Annotated in this window: 18 protein-coding genes; 7 read left to right on the forward strand and 11 right to left on the reverse strand. The window is 47.0% G+C overall.

The annotated features are described in order from the left end of the window. The 6 genes from K0I73_RS15725 to K0I73_RS15750 all read right to left on the reverse strand — a co-directional run bounded on the left by K0I73_RS15725 (position 1) and on the right by K0I73_RS15750 (position 6,357). Entirely contained in the window at positions 1–1,434 is a 1,434-nt protein-coding gene (locus tag K0I73_RS15725) for a sigma-54-dependent transcriptional regulator (protein ID WP_220061993.1), read from the reverse strand. Positions 1,435–1,543: 109 nt separating this feature from the next. After that, complete coding sequence (locus K0I73_RS15730; RefSeq protein WP_220061994.1) at positions 1,544–2,743, reverse strand: ABC transporter permease; 1,200 nt, start codon at positions 2,741–2,743, stop codon at positions 1,544–1,546. 10 nt (positions 2,744–2,753) lie between these two features. Next, positions 2,754–4,064, reverse strand: coding sequence for an ABC transporter permease (locus K0I73_RS15735; protein WP_220061995.1), 1,311 nt, complete (start codon positions 4,062–4,064; stop codon positions 2,754–2,756). Positions 4,065–4,075: 11 nt separating this feature from the next. Next, on the reverse strand, positions 4,076–4,798 hold the full coding sequence (locus K0I73_RS15740) for an ABC transporter ATP-binding protein (protein ID WP_220061996.1): 723 nt from the start codon (positions 4,796–4,798) through the stop codon (positions 4,076–4,078). 45 nt (positions 4,799–4,843) lie between these two features. Beyond that, complete coding sequence (locus K0I73_RS15745; RefSeq protein WP_220061997.1) at positions 4,844–5,083, reverse strand: hypothetical protein; 240 nt, start codon at positions 5,081–5,083, stop codon at positions 4,844–4,846. A gap of 11 nt (positions 5,084–5,094) precedes the next feature. Then, a complete protein-coding gene (locus K0I73_RS15750; RefSeq protein WP_220061998.1) occupies positions 5,095–6,357 on the reverse strand; it encodes an efflux RND transporter periplasmic adaptor subunit in 1,263 nt (420 codons plus the stop codon). A gap of 434 nt (positions 6,358–6,791) precedes the next feature. Between K0I73_RS15750 and K0I73_RS15755 the strand changes: the two genes are divergently transcribed. Then, positions 6,792–6,896: a DUF1761 domain-containing protein gene (locus K0I73_RS15755; protein WP_220064420.1), complete on the forward strand. Its 105-nt coding sequence runs from the start codon at positions 6,792–6,794 to the stop codon at positions 6,894–6,896. 796 nt (positions 6,897–7,692) lie between these two features. Here K0I73_RS15755 and K0I73_RS15760 read toward each other — a convergent pair. After that, positions 7,693–8,403, reverse strand: a complete 711-nt coding sequence (locus tag K0I73_RS15760) for a DUF3581 domain-containing protein (RefSeq protein ID WP_220061999.1) — start codon at positions 8,401–8,403, stop codon at positions 7,693–7,695. A 260-nt stretch (positions 8,404–8,663) separates the two neighbouring features. Between K0I73_RS15760 and K0I73_RS15765 the strand changes: the two genes are divergently transcribed. From K0I73_RS15765 to K0I73_RS15785, 5 genes are all read left to right on the forward strand, one after another. Further along, positions 8,664–9,833, forward strand: a complete 1,170-nt coding sequence (locus K0I73_RS15765) for a porin (RefSeq protein ID WP_220064421.1) — start codon at positions 8,664–8,666, stop codon at positions 9,831–9,833. 83 nt (positions 9,834–9,916) lie between these two features. Continuing rightward, positions 9,917–10,444, forward strand: coding sequence for an FMN-binding protein (locus K0I73_RS15770; RefSeq protein ID WP_220062000.1), 528 nt, complete (start codon positions 9,917–9,919; stop codon positions 10,442–10,444). Between the two features lie 154 nt (positions 10,445–10,598). Next, positions 10,599–11,405 carry a PepSY-associated TM helix domain-containing protein gene (locus K0I73_RS15775; protein ID WP_220062001.1) on the forward strand — a complete coding sequence of 269 codons (807 nt, stop codon included), beginning with the start codon at positions 10,599–10,601 and terminating at the stop codon, positions 11,403–11,405. 240 nt (positions 11,406–11,645) lie between these two features. After that, the gene (locus tag K0I73_RS15780; protein WP_220062002.1) at positions 11,646–12,779 is read left to right on the forward strand and encodes a flavohemoglobin expression-modulating QEGLA motif protein; all 1,134 of its coding nucleotides are present in this window, start codon (positions 11,646–11,648) and stop codon (positions 12,777–12,779) included. A gap of 83 nt (positions 12,780–12,862) precedes the next feature. Beyond that, positions 12,863–13,453, forward strand: a complete 591-nt coding sequence (locus K0I73_RS15785; protein ID WP_220062003.1) for a GNAT family N-acetyltransferase — start codon at positions 12,863–12,865, stop codon at positions 13,451–13,453. Positions 13,454–13,540: 87 nt separating this feature from the next. Here the strand turns inward: K0I73_RS15785 and mrcB are convergent, their stop codons facing one another. The 3 genes from mrcB to K0I73_RS15800 form a co-directional block, all read right to left on the reverse strand. Further along, positions 13,541–15,883 carry a penicillin-binding protein 1B gene (mrcB, locus tag K0I73_RS15790; protein ID WP_220062004.1) on the reverse strand — a complete coding sequence of 781 codons (2,343 nt, stop codon included), beginning with the start codon at positions 15,881–15,883 and terminating at the stop codon, positions 13,541–13,543. Positions 15,884–15,914: 31 nt separating this feature from the next. Then, positions 15,915–18,410, reverse strand: coding sequence for an ATP-dependent helicase HrpB (hrpB, locus tag K0I73_RS15795; protein ID WP_220062005.1), 2,496 nt, complete (start codon positions 18,408–18,410; stop codon positions 15,915–15,917). Positions 18,411–18,512: 102 nt separating this feature from the next. Then, positions 18,513–20,708 carry a putative bifunctional diguanylate cyclase/phosphodiesterase gene (locus K0I73_RS15800; protein ID WP_220062006.1) on the reverse strand — a complete coding sequence of 732 codons (2,196 nt, stop codon included), beginning with the start codon at positions 20,706–20,708 and terminating at the stop codon, positions 18,513–18,515. A 283-nt stretch (positions 20,709–20,991) separates the two neighbouring features. On the opposite strand from K0I73_RS15800, the gene thpR reads away from it, so the two are divergent. Further along, complete coding sequence (thpR, locus tag K0I73_RS15805) at positions 20,992–21,549, forward strand: RNA 2',3'-cyclic phosphodiesterase (protein ID WP_220062007.1); 558 nt, start codon at positions 20,992–20,994, stop codon at positions 21,547–21,549. Positions 21,550–21,574: 25 nt separating this feature from the next. On the opposite strand, the gene pepB is transcribed toward thpR, so the two are convergent. Further along, positions 21,575–22,852 (reverse strand): aminopeptidase PepB, encoded by a 1,278-nt coding sequence (gene pepB / locus K0I73_RS15810; protein ID WP_220062008.1) that lies wholly within the window; start codon positions 22,850–22,852, stop codon positions 21,575–21,577. Positions 22,853–23,017 lie beyond the last annotated feature (165 nt).

Raw genomic sequence — 23,017 nt, forward strand, 5'->3', positions numbered from 1 at the left:
TCACTTATCGATACCAAACTTGTCCATGCGCCGGTATAACGCTTGGCGACTTAATCCCAGAGACTTAGCGACCCGTGCTATAACACCGTTATGCTCGGCAAGGGCAGTTTCAATTTCATACTTGTCAGGTTCTATTTTGGCATCGATTTTTGCCACCGCCCCCCTATTGTTCTGGGCAGGAACATGAGAGAGAGTTTGCGCGTTAACGTGATGGCTATATGGCATCGGCTTATCCGCAGATGAGGTATCACGACTTGTAGGTATACTTAACAAGCCGAAATCGGCAATGGTCAGCTCGGTGCTTGGGGCTAAAATCACTGCCCGTTTACAGGCATTTTCTAACTCGCGAACATTCCCCGGCCAAGGATGATTAACTAAGGCTTGTTGGGTCGACTTAGACAATGAAAAATCAGGACCAATAAAATGCCCTACTAGAGGAAGAATATCGTCTTGGCGTTGACACAGTGGCGGCAAAGCAAGCTCAATCACATTCAGGCGATAGAAGAGATCTTCTCTAAATCGCCCGGTGGCAATATCCTCAGCCAGATCGGCGTTGGTCGCGCTAAGTACTCTCACCTTAACCTTGCGAGTCTGATGGCTTCCTAGCCGCTCAAACTCACCCGTTTGTAACACTCTCAGTAACTTGACCTGCCCAGAGAGGGGTAAATTACCTATTTCATCTAAAAACAGTGTGCCGCCGTCAGCCGCCTCGAAGCGACCGATACGGGCCTTATTCGCCCCCGTAAACGCCCCCGCCTCCGCACCAAACAATTCAGCTTCAAGCAGTTCCATCGGCAGAGCCCCCACATTCACCTTAATAAAAGGTTTATGCTTGAGTGGAGAATTAGCATGAATAATGTCGGCCAATTTATCTTTGCCCGCGCCATTAGGCCCAGTAATGAGTACCGATACATCTGATTTAGCAATTTGCAGCGCTAAGTCGATACAGCGCTGCATTGCACCACTGCCAAAAACAATGCCGCATAAGTCGGCATCTTTAATCGCCGTCATCCGCTGATGCTCACTGCGCGCTAGCTGAGTATTTTGTTTAGAGAGTGTGTGCAGCGAAATCAGGTTATTCACGCTATTGAGCAACTTATCGTCATCCCAAGGCTTACCCATATAATCGGCAGCGCCCTGTTTAACCAGCTCTACCGCTAATTCAAGCTGTGTCCAAGCGGTTAATAAGATAATCGGCAATTGTGGCTGCTGCGCTCGTAATTCAAAGAACAAACGCTTCCCCTCTTCACCGGATGTGGTGTCTTGGGTAAAGTTCATATCTTGAATTACTAACGCAAACTCATTTTCTGCAATGCAGGCTAAGGCCGCATCTGGCGAGAGGCAAGTATGAGTGTTAAATCCATGTAGTTCTAACATCAATGCCAGTGCACTGCACACAGCTTGATTGTCATCGACGATGAGAATGGTATCCATATCTTCTTATTAATTTTTTACACATCTATACAAGAACAACAAAACTACCCGAAAGTGCCAGCAATATAAAGACCATGGCACTTTCGAATACTGAAGCAAACCCGAAAACTTACACGCTACGCGTCGCCATCGCCGGAGAGATATTAGCCGCCTTACGCGCGGGCAATACCACGGCTACCGTCGTGACCAACAACATGCCAACCACTGTCATCACTGGATAGATAAGGTTAAGCTGTGGTAGATCGTAATGCTGCATCAGTTGTTGTCCAAGTAATATAGCCAACACGCCACCAACCACACCGCCAAGAATACAGATAATGTAGTTTTCGGTTAAGAACAGGCTCAATATATCGCCCTTAGTCGCCCCTAATGCCCGGCGTGTACCTATCTGTTTTGTGCGGCGCTGAATATTAAACATCACCATACCAGTCAGTCCTAAGCTGGTGATCAGTAGCAATAACACCACCATCATAGACAATACCGTCACCATCAACTCATGATCTCGATAAGAGTTGTTCTTCACTTCTGCAATAGATTGGAAATCATCGATCACTCGATTAGGATTCTCTTTCATCAAGGCATCGAGTATCTGCTTCTGCAACACCCCATGATGTTCGCTAGCGGCACGTACCATGTATGAGTTGCCGCTATAGTCAACATTTTGAATAATGCTGTACTCAAGATCGCTACTGTCAACCCAGGCGCCCTGCATCTTTTCAACGACACCAATAACTGTCACCTGCTCATCTTCTCCAGCCCACAATGTCTTCCCTACAGCAGTGTCGTTGGGCCAAACCTCATCCGCTAATGCTTTAGTGATCAGCAACAACTTATTTGAACTGTTGACATCATCACTGATTTCATCGGCATAAAAATTACGCCCCTCGACTAACTTGAGCCCTAGAGTTTCTAACGTGTGCTCGGTTCCCAGATACATGGCAAGCTGAGGCGTTGACTTGGCGGTTTCTGGATCGGGCCCAAGATTCAAGGTACTAGACCAACCACTGCCACTGAGCGGTAGCATGTTAGTCGACGTCGCGGCCATCACATTAGGCAGACTGCGTAGGATCCGCTGATCGACTTTATTTTGCAATTTCTGGTCTATTTGGGGGTCAAAGTTATAGACAGTAAAGGTCAATATCTCTTCTTCGGCTATTCCCGAGTCTCGCTGCATCATGGTCAGTCGTTCATGGATAATAAAGCTGGCATTGGCGACGATGGCAACGGACAAAATAATCTGCATTAATAAGAGTATCGGACCGCTCTTACTACGCAGTAAGCTGCTAAAAACTGGCTTAATATTAAACATTTTCAATCCCTTACTGGCTTTTCAAATAAACACTTGGTTTGGTTCTGCACACCACCCACGCAGGATAGAGCCCCGCTAACATTGCGGTCCCAACAGCAATGGCTGGCGTGATAAGCCACATGCTCAGCGACAAATGGGTTAAACCCTCCGCCACGCCAAAACGTGCAGATAAGCCATAGAGAGCTCCCCACGCCCATGCCAGACCGATTAAACCGCCAAACAGACCTATCACGCCCACTTCAACCATGTACTGAGAGAAGATCTGACCGCGACTGGCACCAATAGCCCGCCTAACCCCCACCTCGGGAGCACGCTTGAGAAACTTGGTGAGCATCAAGCCCAAAATATTAACCAAACAGACGCTTAAAAAGAGTGCACTCAAACCAAGTAGAATCTTATTATCTTCTGGCACGACATGATTGCGCTCCAGCCATGCATCAACGTTAGACAACTGCGCCGACTCAGCTGCAAGCTTACCGTCAGTAAAGCGGCCCAACTCTTTTTGCTGCTCCACATATTGGCTTAAATAACGCTTATAGGACTGACGGTCTTCGGCCGTAGGCAGATCAACCCAAAACTCTAACCAAACCTTCTCAGATGCCAGCCGCTCTTGATAACCGTTCAGCCGTTCGTACTTCCAGCCTGACATATTTCCCCAAATAGAAAACTCTTCGCTGGCAGCCAACGAGAAGGGGATATAGATCTGCTCCGCCTTAGAGAAAGCACCGCTGGTGGGATCGTAATACTTTGGCTGTGGGTTCCAATCATCGATGACCCCCACCACCTGGTAAGGTTTCCGGTTAAGGTAAATCGTCTTGCCGACACTGTTATCACCGCCAAACAGCTTCTGATTAAGCTTCTTACCTATTACAGCCTGAAAAGCAGCTTGTTCATCAACTGACTTGCCCCAACTATTTCCATAGATAAACGGCACCTCAAACAGGTTGAAAAAGCCACTATCGGTGACTCGTACCCCGTTTAACGAAGGTAAGACTTCAGGATCATCTATCTGTACCGCCATACCACTACGGAACATGGCGGCCTGCTCGCTAGCCTGTTTCCCCTTACGTAGGTTCATCGCATCCTGATAGGTCACCAACGAATGGAAATCATCCCAAGAATCCGGCCCCTGGCTCCACAACTGCACGGTATTAAGGCGCTCAGCGCGGTCCCCTGCGGGATTAAAAGCCATCATGCTGTAAACGTTCAAAGTGGTAATGGTGATCCCAATGCCGACCGAGATAGCAAGCACCATCAGCAGGGACAGTATCGGCGTCTTTTTAATGCTGCGCCACGCAAGATCCACGTAATATAAAAACATCCTGACTCTCCTTAGCTCGCCACTTGCTCGGCACTCTCAACCAGATGGGGTTGACCACCTTGATAAAGAGTAAAATCACACACTTGACCATCGACGATCTGAATATTGCGCTGAGCGCGGCGTGCCAGCTCAGGATCATGGGTCACCATAATAATGGTGGTGCCCGCCTTGTTGATCTCTTCTAAAAGCTCCATCACCTGACGAGCCATCAGGCTGTCCAAGTTACCTGTTGGCTCGTCGGCGAGGAGAAATCTTGGTTCGCCAGCAAGCGCTCGGGCAATCGCCACACGCTGCTGCTGACCACCGGAAAGTTGTGACGGTAGATGCTTCATCCGGGCGCCCAAGCCAACTTGCTCGAGCGCCTGTTTAACCCGTCGCTGACGCTCCTTAGCGCTAAAGCCGCGATAGCGCAGCGGTACTTCTACATTTTCGGCTAAGTTAAGATCGGGGATTAGGTTAAAACCCTGAAAGATAAAACCTATTTTCTCATTGCGGATCCCCGCGGCCTTGTTATCACTCAAATTAGATATATTGACATCGTCCAGATGATATTCGCCATGAGTAAAACCTTCTAGCAGGCCAGCGATATTGAGAAAAGTCGTCTTACCCGAACCCGAAGGCCCAGTGACGGCAACAAACTCGCCCTCTTGTACCTCTAGGTTGAAATCCCGTAACGCATGGGTTTCAACTAAATCCGTTTTAAACACCTTGCTGATATTTTTCATCGTTAACATGGGTTTGCTTCCTTTATGTTTGTATCGCGTTATTCAGTTTGTTATTTAACCGCGCAGACGGGTCAATAACCATTGGGGGAGATCACCGCCTACTTTGGCGACGTCGGGAAGTTGGTTTATATCGACGGTCTGCCCGTGCACGCCAGTCGCTTCTAATATGTTAAGTCCAAGCAGAAACCAGTCTGACGCATTGAGGGTATAGACCTGAGCCGCAATCAACAGCAGCATCAAAGCCAAGCCTGCGATCACACGTTCTAGATTAAGCTTTCGGGATAAGGTTTTCATTGCCAGACTCCTTAGCGCATCAACACTTGTTGGGCATTCTTAAAGGCATCTGTGGTTGAGATAACCCACTGTTCACCGGCTTCACCACCAGAGATAACTTCGATATGGCTCATACTACGTGCCCCCAGCTGAATCTTGGTTCGCTCAGCCAGATCTCCCTTGACTACGTAGACCAAACGACCACCGCCACTGTTAACAAAGGGGCCGCGCTTAACCATGAGTACATCGGGACGATTTTCCAGTAACACTCGGGCCGAAAGACGCTGATTCTGACGTAGGTGTAGAGCCGCATCTTGCGCGAAGCGCACTCGGGTAGTCACCTCACGATTACGCACCTCAGGCGAGATAGACGAGAGCTTACCCATCACGAGCTCGCCACCGAAGTTAAGCTCAACATCCATGCCTAGTCCCAGCTCATCGGCATAAGATTCGGGGACTGCCAGCTCGGCCTCGAAGGCACTGAGATCCACCACTGTGAGTATGGGTTGGCTCTGGTCAATACGGGCCTTCTGCTCAGTCAACCAGTTACCTATGATGCCGCCCACTGGCGCCGTGATATTCAACGCCATGACTTGTCGTTTCAGCTCAGCGACGACCAGCGCTTGGCGATCCACCTCTGATGCCTTGTTTTTCAACTCGAAACTAAGGGTATCTTTCATCAGGTCGGCTTCTTGCTGGGCGTGGGCAAAGAGCAATCTAGCCTTATGTAGCTCATCCTTATTCTTTTCGTAATCAATCTTGGAGATCAGATCGCTTTCGATAAGTTGATCGCCACGACGGCTCTCTCTATCAGCAGCGTCGAGATCCACCTTAGCCATATCTAACGTCTGAATCGCCTTAAGTTGATCGCGGCGAGCATCTAGCTTGGCTCTTTCTAGCGAACTCACCATCCCTTCCAACAATGCTTCTTGCTGTTTGAGGCTATTGGTCAGGCTATGACTCTCTATGGTGGCCACCACCTGCCCCTCTTCCACTTTGTCACCTGGATGGGCAATAAGGCTGACCGTCCCCTTCTCTGGGCTATAAAGAACTGGCGCGTTGGCCGCAACTATCTTACCCGTCGCAGCGATATCTCGAACTAAGGTACCACGCTCCAAGGTGGCAAAACGCAGCTCGCTACGATCGATAGACTCACTCACGCTACTGCCACTGACGCTCGCCCACACTAATCCGGAAACCAAAAGCACCCCAGCGCCAAGGCTTACAGGCCATTGCAAACGGCGTCCTAAGCTTGGAGCGACTTGTTTATCTTGTCCGCTAGTATCTTTAATCATTGTTGATCCCTGACTCTGTCCGTTAGCGTAAAATATTGCTATATAGATTTGGTATTACAATTGTCGTGCCAACTATAAATAAAATTAAAAACCAATAACTTAACATTATCCAGAGTGTTCTAGGACAGAGAAAAGTGTCCGCGGACACATGTTAAGTGTCCGATGTTATAGGGAAGTGTCCGTATATAGGGAGAGCGAGTCACTTGGTTAGGGCTTGAGGTTGAGTAATGGGAGATCGGGAGTGAGAAGTGTATTTGAAAGTCGTACCTTAGTGGCAACTTATCGCCTGCGGTGAGCGAATATGCAGATACCTTTATCGGGACGCTGTACGCCATCCTCTGCCGCTTACCACATGATGAAAAAGTTAGTATTACTTTGTTTAGTTGTCTTAACCATTAACGCCTGCAGCAAACCGCTACCAAACGGTAAACGATCTGTTTGAGCAAAGGTCTTTTAAACTATTCGCAATAAATGCTGGTTATCACACAATTGGGTTCACAATAATGGGGGCTATTTTAGGTGGCTGGCACGAATTATGACAAATAAGGATAGGCCGCGCGCAGCCGCGTCCTTATCTCAAATGTTGACCAAGCCTGAACATGTGAAATATTGCTCTTTATTATGTAACCTGAACTCGGGTTAAGAGATGGAGTATCGCTAGATTAATTAGCCGTTTCACGCTTACTTCATCTCAAACTTGTCATTTGTTTTGCGAACAAGGCGTATTTACGCGCCAATAGCCCGCCTATTGCAAGCGAATCCAACGTAGTTAGCGGAATAAAGGGCTGTTTGAGAGACGTTTATTATCCCAAGTTCAGGTTATGTAAATAACCGCTCGAGAAAGTGCGCTGTATGACGTGATCGTTATCATGCTATTTTTCATGAGGCAACATGAAGGTTGGCGCCGGTCATCTAGGATATAAAAACCAACTAAAGCAACATGCTGTCCGTTAAAATGCTGATACCTTCATTCGAAGGCACTTTATCACTCGAAAATGGACATCTTCGAACCAGAGGGTCTATACCAATCAGCATAAAAAATTGATCTGCTCCGCGTGCTTTTTGCCAACTAATTCAAGACGAATGGATGATGGAATAATCGATCCCTTGTGAGGCCATTCAACGCCGAAGTAGGCAGGTAAAAAGCACGCCTGCAAGGCGAGTTTTAGCGCATCCGATACTATGTTAACGAGTTTGTCCCTAGTGCAACTATGCTCTTCACTCGTTGCAATCGACATGGACGTTATGAATTCCCTCAATGCGGGAGCAATTAAGGGCCTTACCTCATAAGCGCTAAATTCTCGCTGAGCGATCACATCTTTATACTGATTGCTATTAAGCCCCTAGATAGTCAACTCGGCGCGCTTCATAGCGCTCAACCATCTCATTTAGTCCATCTTCTTCGAGTGGTCGCAGACCACTTAACACTAAGGTTTTACGACCTGTTCCAATGAGCTTATCGCCACAATGCAACTCAAATTTGAGTGTCACATCACCGCGCTTACCGTCGATTTCTAAGTGTTGTTCCACTAAGGACAGGTCGATATGGTTAAAATCGAGAGTGGTTAGATCAAACGACATACTCTCATAGATCACCAATGGCCTAGCAGGGTTTATCATCACCCCATGTGTGCGCATCATAGGCACTAATACATGAGTAAAGTTAAGCCCAGAAAAAGCCACGTAGCTGCGGATAAATGACTCGGTCTGAACGTCACACAAGGTGCTAGCACCACTGCGTTCGACACTTAAATACTGTTTCTGTTTATCATCAAAAATCGTAAAACTATCGCCTACGCTATCGGGGAAAACGAGTTTAACCCCACCACCAACCATACCTTCAAAGCTAAAGCTCATCTTCTGGCTCAAGCCATATTGACCCAATACTAAGGCAAATAGCAGATCACCTGGGACACAGAAGCGCTTGGCCGCGACATCATGGATGGGATTAAAGTCTTGCGCCACGCCTTTAGCAAACTCACTCGCTTGCAGGGCCGAGACAGAAACAAGTTGTAGTTCTTTTTGAAAATAAGGACTTAGAAACATATTGGCTCGATAAATCAAGGGGTTCTAAAAATAAGGAGCCATAGTGTATCGCAAAAAATGCAAATCACTCACCCGATGACTCCCTTACTTCTATATAGCTCCCAATTATTAGCAACAACAGTTTCCAATAAAAATAACACATACATCACAATTCTTAATCGCAAACAGCACTCTAAATGATAATTGTTTGCATTATTATGCGTAATAAGTAAAATCCTCAGCAATTAAATAACCCTGACACAACAATTGGGAAAATAATGATGAGAAAAACACTGATTGCCGCAGCTTTACTTGCTACTTTCGCTAGCCAGGGCGCTTATGCATCTGAGGAGACGCAAGAGCTCCGCAACATTATCGAGCAACAACAAAAAGTGCTTAAAGACCTAGAGAAGCGTCTAGAAGAAACCGAAAAGCGCGTTGAAAAAACAGCAGATGTGGTTGAAGAATCAAGCTCAGCTAAGAGCGCTACCACCATTGGCGGCTACGGTGAACTTCATTACAACAACATCACTGACAATAAATCAGGCAAAGACAAGAAAGAGTTCGATTTCCATCGTTTCGTATTGTTCGTTGGCCATGAGTTCACGGCTAATACCCGTTTCTTCTCTGAGCTAGAAGTTGAACACTCTATCTCTGGTGACGGTCAAAATGGTGAAGTTGAGCTAGAACAAGCCTATATCGAACATGATTTTAGCGATGCATTAACGGCTAAAGCGGGTCTATTCCTAATGCCTGTGGGTATCATCAACGAAACTCACGAGCCACCAGCATTCTACGGTGTTGAGCGTAACCCTGTTGAGAAAGATATTTTACCAGCCACTTGGTGGGAAGCAGGTCTAAACCTCAACATCAAAGCCGCTCCAGGCTTAGCGTTCGACGCAGCGGTCACTTCAGGCCTTAATGTGGGCGATGATTACAAGATCCGTGGTGGTCGTCAAAAGGTATCAAAAGCCAAAGCCGAAGACTTAGCCTACACGGCGCGCGTGAAATACACCGCTGTACCTGGCCTAGAGCTAGCAGCTACCGCTCAGTACCAGTCAGATCTGACTCAAGGTGCTGGTGATGTAGATACTGCATCAGCAACGCTAATTACCGCTCATGCTATCTACAGCATTGAAAACTTCACCATTAAGGCTCTTTATGCTCAGTGGGATATTGACGGTCAAGAAGCTAAAGCCCTTGGACGCGATGAGCAGAGCGGTTATTACATCGAACCTTCATATCGTTTTAATGAGAGTTTTGGCATATTCGCTCGTTACAATGCATGGGACAACAATGCAGGTAATGGCGATGATACCGAAATCACTCAAACCAATGTGGGTGTGAACTATTGGTTACATGAGAATGTGGTTTTCAAAGCGGACTATGAAAAAGTCGGCGGCGCGAAAGACTCAGATGGTTTCAACCTTGGGATTGGCTATCAATTCTAAGCCAAAACCTAGGTAAAACCTCGGCGTTGCAGCGTTCAACATAGGTTGAACGCTGCAACAAAAAACTGATTTAGGTTCTAGTTATGCACGCTTTCAGATCACTTTCCACTGCACTACTAATTTTATTTTTATGGGCTCCATTTGGTCACGCTCAAGCCACAAGCGTTTACCAAACATCTGACGACTTTATTAGCCAAGCCTTTAACGCCGCTACGCCTAAGGCGAAAGTATATTGGTTAGAAGATAAAGACAAGAAGGTGATTGAGCAGATTTTATCTCATAAATTCAATAAAATGCGCATACGTTATTGGCAGCAAGCCAATGAAACGGTTTGGATCATGGACGAGATAGGCAAAGAGTCTCCCATTACCGTTGGTATCCATATTAAACAGCAAGCCATTGTGAAAACTAAGGTGCTTGTTTACCGCGAGAGCCGCGGTGATGAAGTGCGCCACGACTTTTTTACCGACCAATTTAAAATGGCCAGGCTGACACAAGATCAGCAGCTAGATAGGCATATCGATGGCATTACGGGCGCAACCTTATCGGTTAGGGCTTTAACTAAATTATCTCGTATCGCCTTGTATCTCGACAGTAAGATTGATGCTTAGCACCACAGGATTGAATGTTGGCGGTTTCACTCATTAATAGATTGAACAAACCCAATGTTATTATTGTCAATTGTGTAATATCATCGCTAGCCAATTAACCTTATTCCCCCTAGGCAAGTTTGCCGATCTAGCGCAGATAGAAAGATAACCATTAATGACTAATAAACCTCGCCACCCTCATCGTAAATCACTGTCTCAAAAGCTGGCGAAACTGTTTCGGCCTTGGCATCGACGAGTAGGCATTATTAGTGCACTTTTTGTTGTTTTGGTGGCCTCAACAGGCATGTTAATCAACCATAGCCATCATCTGGCATTAGACAGCATGCCCGTACAGCAAAAATGGTTACTCGATCATTACGCTATCAAGGCGCCGGAAAAAACCAGTGTCTTTTCACTTTCCCCACTGCTCGCCAGTACCGATAACTTACTGTGGCAAGCCGACACTCAGCTTTTAGAAGCAGCAAGTACCATCCTTAGCGCCGTCGAGTATCAGGGCCTCATAGTGGCAATAGATAACAACAACCTCTACCTCATATCCCAGCAGGGTGAATTACTGGAGAAGCAAGATAGCTCAACAGGATTACCCTCAGATCTTAAGGCACTAACCGTCATAGTTAATGGCAATGACAGCGAACTTTGGCTTAACAGCGATAACGGTATTTACCTTGCAGATAGCGAGCTTATCGAATGGGGCACCGCGGTGCCCAATAGTCAACCCAAGTGGCAAACCCCAATAAAATACAAGGCTAATCAAGCCATCATAGAGAAGCTCACTCAACAAGCGCGAGCGAGCCATCTCACCTGGGAGCGAGTGTTACTCGACCTTCATAGTGGTCGTATTATCGGCTTATCTGGGCCTTGGTTGATGGATATTGTCGCACTATCGTTAATCATGATGGCTATTTCGGGACTCTATCTTTGGCAACAAACCAAACCCAAAAAACACAAATCTAACGCTTAGTTTATCCCCCCGCAGTAGCAATATTAAACAGCGTAACGACGATACCAGCATGCATGTTGAGATGGTGCAGATAATCTTCATTTACGCATCACGATTTTCTGGCTAAAACCCAAAACCTGAGTTAATTTTAGCGAAGATAAGTTCTCTGGTGCTATGGGACCCACAAACGCCTGCAGAATGGTTCTAGACTATGTCGATTTTCGACATTGATACCAACACCTTGCTGAGATTTTACAACCTATGTCTAATGTGGCTCCTATCCTGTCGTCTATCGACACCCAGTTGCATCAGCTAGTTAAAGATATTGATATTCTTGAGGCGGTTAAACCGCTCAACTATCTGCAACAGAGAAACGCATTTTTCGAAAATCATTTTTCAATCGAGCCAAGATTTATCTATGCCGATACCTCTATCGATCCTTTCACCCTCAAACGCAGCTTGTTCAACTTGCCGTTAGAGGAGATTGAAGATCCTGATATCTATACCCTATATCTCGATGTAATTGACTCCTATGTCGATAAGATTGACCAGTTTAAGTCGATTGGGAGCAGTGAATTTCTGTATGATTCTCTACGCTATTATGGCGAGCCAAGCGAAAAAGATATCCGTAATGCTCAGTTTATTTTGCATCTACCTGACAATCCAGACGAGCAAACTGGTGAGCTACTCGATGCTCAGGCTATCAGCGAGATCTTGGCCAAAATGGCAGTCGAAGAGAACTACAACTGGCAATTACAGATGGATGAAACCATGGTCGCTAATGCCTTAGTATCTGGCACTAAGGTTCGCATCAACAGCCACGCTATTTTATCGACAATCGATGCCCAAGCGCTTGCTCACCATGAATTAGGCGTGCACTTAGTCACCTCTCTCAATGCTAAGGCTCAGCCACTGCAGATCCTCTCTTTAGGTTGCCCACTCAATACCATGACCCAAGAAGGGCTCGCCATCTTAAGCGAATATCTATCTGGTAACCTGAGCGTAAAACGTCTCAAGACACTTGCCTTGAGGGTGATGGCCGTTAACTCGATGATTGAAGATAAAAACTTTCGCACCACATTTTTAATGCTCAAAGAAAACTATGGTGTAGACGATAACTTAGCCTACACCATTACCGCACGCGTATACCGTGGTGGCGGTTACACCAAAGATCATCTTTATCTAAAAGGATTCAGCATGATTTTAAGCGCTTACGAACAAGAGAAGCACTTTAACCACCTCCTAACCGGGAAGACATCGTTGGCCTACCTACCTTTGATCTCTCGTTTGATTAGTAAAGGGATATTACTCGAGCCGGAGTTCATCACTCCTGCATATCGTAAGCCTGTAGCCAATGGTGCAGTGAGTAGATTCATTACTCACGCAATCCGTTGATCGCTTGATTTAACTGAATCAATAGGCTTAATTCAACACATTACGCATCACAGTAACCGATGCGTAAATTGAGAAGGGATTTTATGATGAAAGTGCTTGAGCAATATAAGCAAGCAGCAAACATGCTCTGTCAGTCATTTAGGCACAGTGAATGTCAGGCCAATATTTCGCCATTAGTCGACGATGACATTACGACACTAAAGCAGATTGGCACAGATCCTAGCATCTGGCGTTTTGCTCGTTTTCCTAAAAGCGAGCAAGTTGTTTTCAATCGTTATTTTGAATCACTACTCAAAGATCCAAGCAGTTTTCTGTTTACGATAAGAGACAACCCCACCCAAGAGGTGATTGGATTTACTCGCCTTAAAAGCATTGATTTCAACCTAAAACGAGCGGAAACCGGCACCTGGTTAATGGGTGACTTTCAAGGTAAAGGCCTCAATAAATACATTAAAAAACAGCTACTCACCGTAGCCTTTGAGATACTAAAACTTGAAGAAGTCTACTGTTATGTCAACCGCGAAAATCAACCTTCGGTAAAGAGCTTACTCTCACTAGGCTTTGTCATTAACGAGGATAAAAATCGCCTTTCCCCAACCCATAAAAAAGAGGTTGATATGGCGCAGTACTATATCCATATCACTGCCGAACGCTTTGCTAAAACGCTTTGCTAAAACGCTTTGGCAACAGCAGGCATAAGGTTTGAAAGAAAGGGGGCTAGCCCCCTTCTCTATTTCAGCCCCACCAAAGCTCAACCCTCGCTAGCTGCCCGTTAACTTCTGCCACCATGAAAGCGGTTTGCCACAATTTTTGGTTGGCTGGTAACTTTCACGTAAAGCAGGCAATGCCACCACATCTGCGCACTCGGGTTCTTGTGCAATACCCGCCTTGTCGAAATAGCCTTGTACCACACCATCAACAGGCGTACGTCTCAAACTGATGGGCGAGCGATTATCTAGAAAGGCCTGATAGACAGCCATAGCGCCGCTGCTGCCATAGAGGCTGGTCTTACCGTTATCATCGAGACCGACCCATATGGCGGCGACATTTCGCTCATCGAAACCTGCAAACCATGAGTCACGAGAATCGTTACTGGTGCCCGTTTTCCCCGCAAGGGTTACGCCTGGAAATGCCTTGCCAAGCCTCGCCGCCGTGCCTGAATGAACCACCTGGGTCATCGCATGCTGCACGAGGAAATCACTGGCGACATCAATCGCTTGGTTCGTACTTGTACTCGCGCCCACCAAAGGATTGTTATTCACATCCAACACATGGGTCACCGCATTAAGCTGACGGTAACGACCATTATCGGCCAAGGTTTGATAAACCTGCGCTACCATCAATGGCGAGCCATTGACTGCGCCGAGCAGCATAGATGGATATTCAGGGATCTTATCGGCCCACCCAGCCTTGTCCAAGGTAGTTGCTACCGCTCCCGTACCAATTGCCATACCTAAGTTTACAGTCGGCACGTTCATCGACTTCTTAAACGCGGTCAATAGAGGCACTTGTCCAGAAAACTGCTTGTTGACGTTTTGTGGTGACCACGTCTTACCTTGCTCATTTTTAAGGGTGATAGGTTCATCCTTAAGTGGCGTGGCCAAATTATATTTATCGCCTTGGCTAAGGGCTGTGGCATAAACAAAGGGTTTAATCAGCGAACCTATTGGTCGTCTAATCTCTACCGCGCGGTTAAAGCCCTGATAACTTGGCACCTTGTCACCTACCATAGCGGCGATTCCCGCCGAATATTTGTCGGTCACTACCATGCCAACCTGTAGATTCTTATCACGACCCACTAAGTGTTTCATCGTCGACTCAACCGCTTTTTCCGCCGCCTCTTGCGCCATAGGATCGAGCGTGGTGTATACCTTCACCCCTGACTGTTGTAGCAAGGCATCACCAAAGCGTCTAGCTAGCTCACCTCTGACTACCGCAAAGAAAGCGGGAAGTTTTTGATGCACAGGTCGGTCGAACTTACGTAATCCCAGCGGAGATTCGACCGCCGCCTTATACTGACCGACCGATAACTGCTCAGCTTCCATTAGTAGTCGCAACACCAGATCTCGGCGCTCTTGGGCGCGCTCAGGGTAGCGCCAAGGGTTGTAATAAGAGGGCCCCTTGATCGCGGCTACTAAGAATGCCTGTTGCGGTAAAGTTAGCTCCGCAATGGGGCGGCCAAAATAGAATTGTGAGGCGAGTCCCATGCCATGAACCGCGCGCGCTTTATCTTGCCCCATATACACTTCATTTAAGTAGGCTTCTAAGATCTCATCCTTGTCATAGCGAAAATCTATGATGATCGCCATCAAGGCTTCACGTACTTTACGTACGATTGAGCGCTCACTGGAGAGGAAGAAGTTTTTCGCCAACTGTTGCGTCAGGGTTGAACCACCTTGTACGGTTCGCCCAGCGCTGATATTCACTAATGCAGCACGTAAGATGGCAAAGGGATTCACCCCATGATGCTCATAGAAGCTGCGATCTTCCACTAAAATCAACGCATTGACAATTGCAGGGGGAATTTTGTCTGTCGGCACAAACAGACGATCTTCACCGTCGCCTGTGATCATTCTGTCGAGTAATACGGGCTCTAAATGGAACACCGCCATTTGACGATGATCGCTTTGACGCGCAACTGACTCCACCCCTTGGCTATCGAAGGTGATCATCACTCGCTGCTCAGCCTGCGAGCCTTGTGGATGCTGAAACGGGCGACGCCAGAGATCGACCTTAGTCTTTGACGCAGAAAACTCGCCGACTTGACGAGGATTCGCGACCTTGCGATACCCCAGAAGTTTAAGTTCGGCAATCAACTGTTCATGGCTGACCGCGGCCCCAGGGTAAAGCGCCATAGAGCGGCTAAAAACCTGAGCCGGAAGATGCCATTTCTGCCCTTCAAATTTACGGGCAATGATCTGATCGAGATAGATACTATAAATCGTTAAGCCTGCGATAACGATAAGCGCGAGCTTCCACGTAATAGACCATAACTTACGTCCCCAGCCTTTAGATGCTGACTGTGGTTTTTTAGACTTGGTCTTAGCTGACTTATTCGTCGGCTTCTTCGCTACACGCTTTTTAGGTGTCTCTTTGGTTGTCATTTCATTTCCATTAAAAATAGATAACGACGCTTTATTGGCCGTTATTTAACGTCTTTTTCTTGGTATATTTGGTCGGCAATGTGTTTGCAGGATCATCAGGCCATAAATGTTTGGGGTAGCGCCCTTTCATCTCTTTCTTCACCTCGACATAGGGACCAACCCAGAAGTTGGCTAAATCCGCGGTCAAGGCTAACGGACGCTGTGCTGGAGACAATAACTCCATAGTAACCACCAGCTTACCTTGTGCCAAGGTTGGACTTTGCGCCATGCCTAACGCCTCTTGCAGGCGAACACTCAACAGAGCACGCCCCGATTCTTCATAACGGATCTGGGCTCGAGTCCCCGTTTTCATCGGCCAATGGGTGGGTAACTGCTCCGCCAACACTTGTTGCTGCGACCAAGGTAAAAGGTTGTGTAACAGGCTATAAAAATCAAGCGCTTTAAGTTGAGTTAAACGCCTAACATTGTCCAAGTAAGGGCCTAGCCAGGTCTCTAAACTGAGTAACAAGCTAGCATCATCCATGGCTGGCCAATCCCCTGATAATTGATGATCTTGAGCTAGACTAACTCTTTGTCTAAGCTGGGCAACCTTATCATCAAAACTCAATACGGCTATGCCTTTAGTACGAATTAAATCATAAATCGCCTGCTTGATTAACTGCTCGTTTAGCTGCGCTATGGGGCATTGCGCTAATACAATCGCACCAATACGACGCTGCTGCTCGGCATAGAAACCTGCCTTATCATCATCCCAGCCACAAACAACCTCTTGCGACACACAGTGACTTAATCTGTCCTTAAAACGCTCGGGGTTAACCGCCGCAGCCAGATATATTCTGCCGCTGCTTTTTCCTTGAGTCTCTTGAAACTCAACCACCACTAACCATGGCTCACCACTGAGTCGATCATCTTCGGCTAGCGACACGCCCGCACCACCAGAGAGTTGGTAACCGCTGCTACCGCGCGCCTTCGCAATCCTATCGGGAAAGGCCAAAGCAAGCAGTACCGCAATATCATCTGGATGAACCAAACTTATCGCCTTATCTAAACTCGCTCTACTCTGTATACGAGTCAGATAACCTTGAGCCAACTGCGCCGTTTCACCATGCCGAGCATCGGCTAAATAGTCAGTAATATCGGCGCCGCGACGCGCGCGACTGCGGGATTCTATGATCCCAGCCAACAGACAAGCAAGGCCCAGAATCTGGCTTTCAGGCTCGGTTTGCTGCCATTGTTTCGCCGTTAATAGCATATGCGCTAACCTCGGATGACAGCCTAGCTGATAAGCCTGCTTACCATGAGGCGTTATTCGGCGCTTATCATCAACAATCTTAAGCTGCGCTAACAAAGCCCAAGCCACCGCCTCATTCGCACTCGCAGGCGGACTGAGCAGGGGTAATTGCTCAAGGGAACTCTCGCCCCAATAAGCCACATCCAGCACCATAGACGTTAAGTCACTATGAAGGATCTCTGGCTCATCGGCTTGTAATAGGCGCCCTTGCTCCTCTTGTCCCCACAGGCGAATACAGTGTCCAGGAGATAGACGTCCCGCTCGCCCTGCCCGCTGATCCGCTGATGACTGACTAATACGCTTAAGAGACAACCGACTGACCGCCGTCTTAGGATTAAAACTCGCTTGACGTTTATAGCCACAATCCACCACCAAGGTTATCCCCTCGATGGTCAAACTGGACTCGGCAACGTTGGTAGAGAGCACGACTTTACGCATGCCCTCTGGCGCAGGGGCGATGGCACAATCTTGTAGCTTGGCCGACAAACTGCCATATAAGGGCGCGAGCAAATATTGTTTAGGATCGAGGCGCGTAGATAAGCGCTGCATCAGACGATTAATCTCTCCTTGGCCGGGCAGAAAAGCCAGCATGGAGCCTTCAGCTTGGTTATTGAGGGCCTCAACAATCACCTGCGCCATATGGTCGAGCCAGTCTAGGGATGAACGAGGAGCACGATACTCGATGCTAACGGGAAAACTACGGCCTTCACTTTGCAGATTTATCGCGTTGGGCATGAGCGCTTGTAAAGGCAAGCCCGATAGGGTTGCCGACATCGCCAAAATCGAGAGGTCTTCACGAAAGGAGGCTTGCACCTCTAACGCTAAGGCAAGCCCGAGATCGGTCGTTAGATGACGCTCATGGATCTCATCAAAGATAATCACAGCATATCCCGTCAACTCAGGGTCTTGCTGGATCATTCGGGTTAACACCCCTTCGGTGACGACTTCTAGGCGCGTCGCAGTTGTCACCTTAGACTCGCCACGCACCCTAAATCCGACGGTTTGTCCTATGGTTTCTCCGCGCTGCTTAGCAATAAACTGCGCCACATTACGCGCTGCCATACGACGGGGTTCTAGCATCAGGATCTTGCCCTCGATCTCAGACCAATCGAGCATGGCTAGTGGTAAAGCGGTAGACTTCCCCGCGCCTGTTGGCGCCTGCAAAATCAGCTGGTGCGATTGAGCTAACGCCTCTCTTAAGGCGGAAAGCAGATCATGAATGGGTAGTTGGTTCAAAAGAGGCTTTCAATACGCTAAAAACTGCCACAAGTGTACAAGGTATGAAGGCAAAACAAAATGCTGACTTAGATCTACGAAATAAGGACTGGGCTCACTAGGCTAGGCTTTCCCTGAGAGTAGCTTATACCACTCTAAGCTTTGACCCGATAACAAACTGTTTAAGGGCATAGGCCGAGCAATGCCAAAACCTTGGCCATATTCAACCCCAAGTTGGGCCAAATGCTGGCCTATCTCAATGGATTCAACATATTCAGCCACTATCTTAAAATCCATATCTCGCCCAAGCTGACATATAGCAGACACAATAGCCTGATCAGCCTTATCACTACATAAGTTTTGTATAAATTGGCCATCGATTTTAACATAGTCAATATCGAGCAGTTTTAGGTAAGCGAAGCTTGAAAAACCTGAGCCAAAATCATCCAGCGCTAACTTGCATCCCATAGGCTTCACCATATTGATCAACTCAGTGGCTAAATCTAATTGGCTAACGGCGGCAGTTTCGGTGATCTCAAAGCAGATTTTATTCACTAACTCAGGCTCAGCTAACAACCTCATTTCAAGCCAATTAACAAAATCTCGATCACCAATGGAGAGCGCCGACAAATTGATAGAGACTAACGAAAGCTGTTGCCATATCGCAATATTCTCGCTCCCCCAGCGTAGCATCTGCTCAATCACCCAACGATCGATCTTAGAGACTAAATTAAAACGCTCTGCCGCGGGCAAGAAAATCCCAGGGAGCAGGTATTCTCCATTCTCCAACTGCATCCGCAGTAAGATCTCTAGGTGGAGTCCACCGCCATCTTCCAGTAGCGTCTCAATGGGTTGAAAATAGAGTTCAAACCGGTCATTGGCCAGCGCACCTATAACATCAACAGAGGTATTCATGTCGGCATTTAGACGCTCAACTTCGGGATCGTCACTGGCATATAAATACCAACCATTGCCCCCACCTTCTTTAACGACGCGGCACGCTGCGCTGGCTCGTCGCAAGAGATCTGAAATCGAATCAGCATGGCAATCACATTCGGCTAACCCCATACTGACGCTAACGCTATGCTTTCTTCCGCCCCAAATAAACTCATGTTTGTTGAGAGCATTACAGATCCGATGCGCGACTTGCTCGGCGATAGCTTGATCGACGGTGGGCATTAAAATACCAAATTCATCACCGCTGAGCCTTGCCACCACATCATTTCTGCGCACTAATTGATTTAATCTCTCGGCCACCTCGCGCAGCAATTGATCTCCCGCTTGATGGCCACTCACATTGTTAATGACCTGAAAGCCATCGAGGTTGATAAATCCCACGAATGTTCGACGTATACCAACACAAGGTTCAATATGAGAATATAACGACTCAAAATAGGCTCGATTGGCTAGCCCTGTTAATACATCGAAATTAAATAAAATATCCTTTGGTTTATCTTGACGCTCTTCTGTCGCCGCCTCAACAAACATCATCAGCGAATCATCTGCATCTGATAGAGAAAGAAAAGTCACCTTAGCCTTATCTTTACTATCATGGCGCATCATTAGATCGCAGCTGGCTTGCTCTAACACTTGTTCACGCACTAATGCCATAGTGTCACGAAACAAGGGGAGATCTATAGGATGAATCAAACTATAAATATCTTGCAGGGTTTCAACACCCAGCTCTTGTGTCGCCTGGGCATTAAATCGTACCACTCGATCATCTGCACCGATATGTACACAAGACATAGGCATGCGGTACAAGTGTTCAATGCACACTAACTCATTACTTTTAGCCACTTGCTCAAGACGATACACCTCTTGAGAATACCCCAAAACATTACCTGCCAATGTCAATGCTTCGACTAAATCCTTGTCCCAAATGCCATCACATTCATAACGATAAGCACCAAAGATATAGTACCTATCTCCACAGGCAGGGAGTAATAGCACGCTGCGAACACCAGCCTGAGCAAGTTGCTGCTGACTATCTAAATCATCGATAGCCGTTGAAATATCTTCAATAATTGTGGGATGTTTTAATGAGGCATAGCTTTGAAGGTTGTTGTTATTAGAAACCCGTCTTAATAATAATTCGGCATCACGCTGGCTAAAGACAGAATCATCACTTCGATACATGGCTTCAATATTGACGCGGCGACGCCCCGCTGTGACACGTAGTAAGAATAAACCATTGCAGTTCGTTCTCTGGGCGAGACCTTGCAGCAGAAGATCAATTTCGTCATCTAAATCATAATCACAAAGATAGGCAGCCACCTGTTGCAACAGTGTCGAATGGTTTTGCTGACTATTTGACATGTAACCTCGCTTCCTTATGATGATCCATGTGGTATCTCAATTAATTATAGACAAGATCATAAGATTAGCGTCTTAGAAGTCACTATTGAGATCAACCACTACACCACTGACTCAAAATATGAAAAACCTATACTCACGCAAGTCACTCTCAACAAACTAATCGTTCAGTTGAAACATTACGCTTTCACTCAACTTAGCAATAAATAGATACCATACTCAAGTACTATTCGAGTAGTGAACTTAGGTATACAGCAAGATGTTCGATGGTTATGGAGCATAGCAAATGATTAAACGACTATTTCTAGGTATTAGCCCATCATCAGAGCAAGCCAATATCTTAGCCCACACTCAATCTCTTATCAGTACCGATGGACGAGCTATCCCCAAAGATAATTTTCATGTCACTCTCTATTTTCTTGGTCAAGTTGATGAGCAGCAACAAACTCAGCTGATAAAGACATTGAATCAACTTAATGCTCAAAACAAACTTAAACCCTTTAGTGTCGATTTAGAAGCCATCGAGTGGTGGCAGAAACCTAAGGTGATCTGTCTGGCGGGGATAGCAAAGGATCCCGCCCTTATCAAACTGCATCAAACGTGTCGGCAGTTAAGTCATGAATTAAATTTGCATCAAAGCGAACGCCTGTTTACACCTCATATCACCTTGTTTCGTAAAGCTAGGGAGTACTCCCCACAGCAAATAGCGCCGCTAACAATAACGGCTCATGAGTTACATCTTTATCACTCAGTAAGCAGCGAAAGTGGCATCAGTTACCCTATTATTCATTCATGGCAACTCACGGCATCTACTCATTGTTCCAAAAAAAATGCGCCCAATTAGGCGCATCTAGTCTCATCAACACAACTTAATCTTCTAATAGACCCGCAATGGTTAGCATGCCATGGGTCGTCGCACCTGCCGCCCATAAACCGTTAGCCGTATCGGCGAAGGCTGCGGCTAAATCGACATGCAGCCATTGTGCCTCTGGTGATACAAATCGCCATAAGAAACCGGCAGCATTTGAAGCACCACCCGCTCCACCACCTTTCACTGGGCGGCTATTAGCCGTATCCGCGTAAGGTGATGGACACATCTCTTTATGCCAAGGATCTAATGGTAATGGCCACACTCGCTCAGCGACTTCAGAAGCCTTACTTTGCGTGCGCATAAGTAATTCACTGTTTGGTGAGAAAATAGCATTGTAGTTAGTGCCCACTGCCATCACCGCTGCACCCGTTAAGGTTGCTGCGTCGATAATCAGCGGAGCACCAGTCTCCGACGCCGCTTGCAAGCCATCGGCCAGCACCAAACGCCCTTCTGCATCTGTGTTAACCACTTCGACTGAAACACCATTTTTATAAGTCAAGATGTCGCCTAACTTGTATGCATGACCACTGATCAAATTCTCGGCGCAGCAAAGGAACAACTTAACACGCTTGTTAAGACCTGATTTAATCGCTAATCCCAGTGCAGCGGTCACCGTTGCCGCACCGCCCATGTCGCACTTCATCCCCAGCATACCTTCAGAAGCTTTGATGCTGTATCCACCCGAATCAAAGGTGATCCCTTTACCTACTAGAGCGGCAGATACAGGAGCATCAGCATCTAACGGATTAAAATCCAGCTCTAACAGTGCGGGCGGACGCTCACTACCACGGCCCACGGCATGAATACCGATCCACTTATGCTCGAGTAACGCCTCACCTTCGATGATCCGATAAGTCACTTTGTCGCCACCTAACTTGGCTAACCATTTAGCGGCTTGAGTCGCCAAGGTCACTGGGGATAAGTTTTCTGGGGTTTCATTGATTAGCTGTCTGGCAAAATTTGCACTCTCAAGGCGAGCATTTAATGCCGCTTGCAAAGCCTCATCCCCACTCCAATGAATCTTCCCCTCAGCCTTAGCAGTAGCAAATCCAAGCGCAAACGCCCACTGACTGTTAAGATCCCAATCAGCGCCACTCAACACAACCTCTAAAAGGCCTTGACCACGGATCTTACGTGCAGCTTGCTGTACCTGACGCAACTGATCGCCTGTCTGTAGATGGATATTGGCTTGATCTTGGGTAAATGTTACGTCAGCCTTGCCCCAATGGGCAGCTGGTGCGTCGTTAGTCAGAAAAATCTTCATCGCGTCGCTCATATTGATTCCTTGTTTTGTACCGCTATTATTAGGCTCAGTTGATCTCTCGAGCTGAGTTTTTGCGACCAAGTATAACCCAACTGAAATAAGATCATCACCTATCAATTAGTGTCAATCAGGGCTTTCTGATAACCTGCGGTTATCGCCCATGTATAGCCGTGCAGA

It is taken from the genome of Shewanella mesophila, assembly GCF_019457515.1.
GTDB classification, from domain to species: domain Bacteria; phylum Pseudomonadota; class Gammaproteobacteria; order Enterobacterales; family Shewanellaceae; genus Shewanella; species Shewanella mesophila.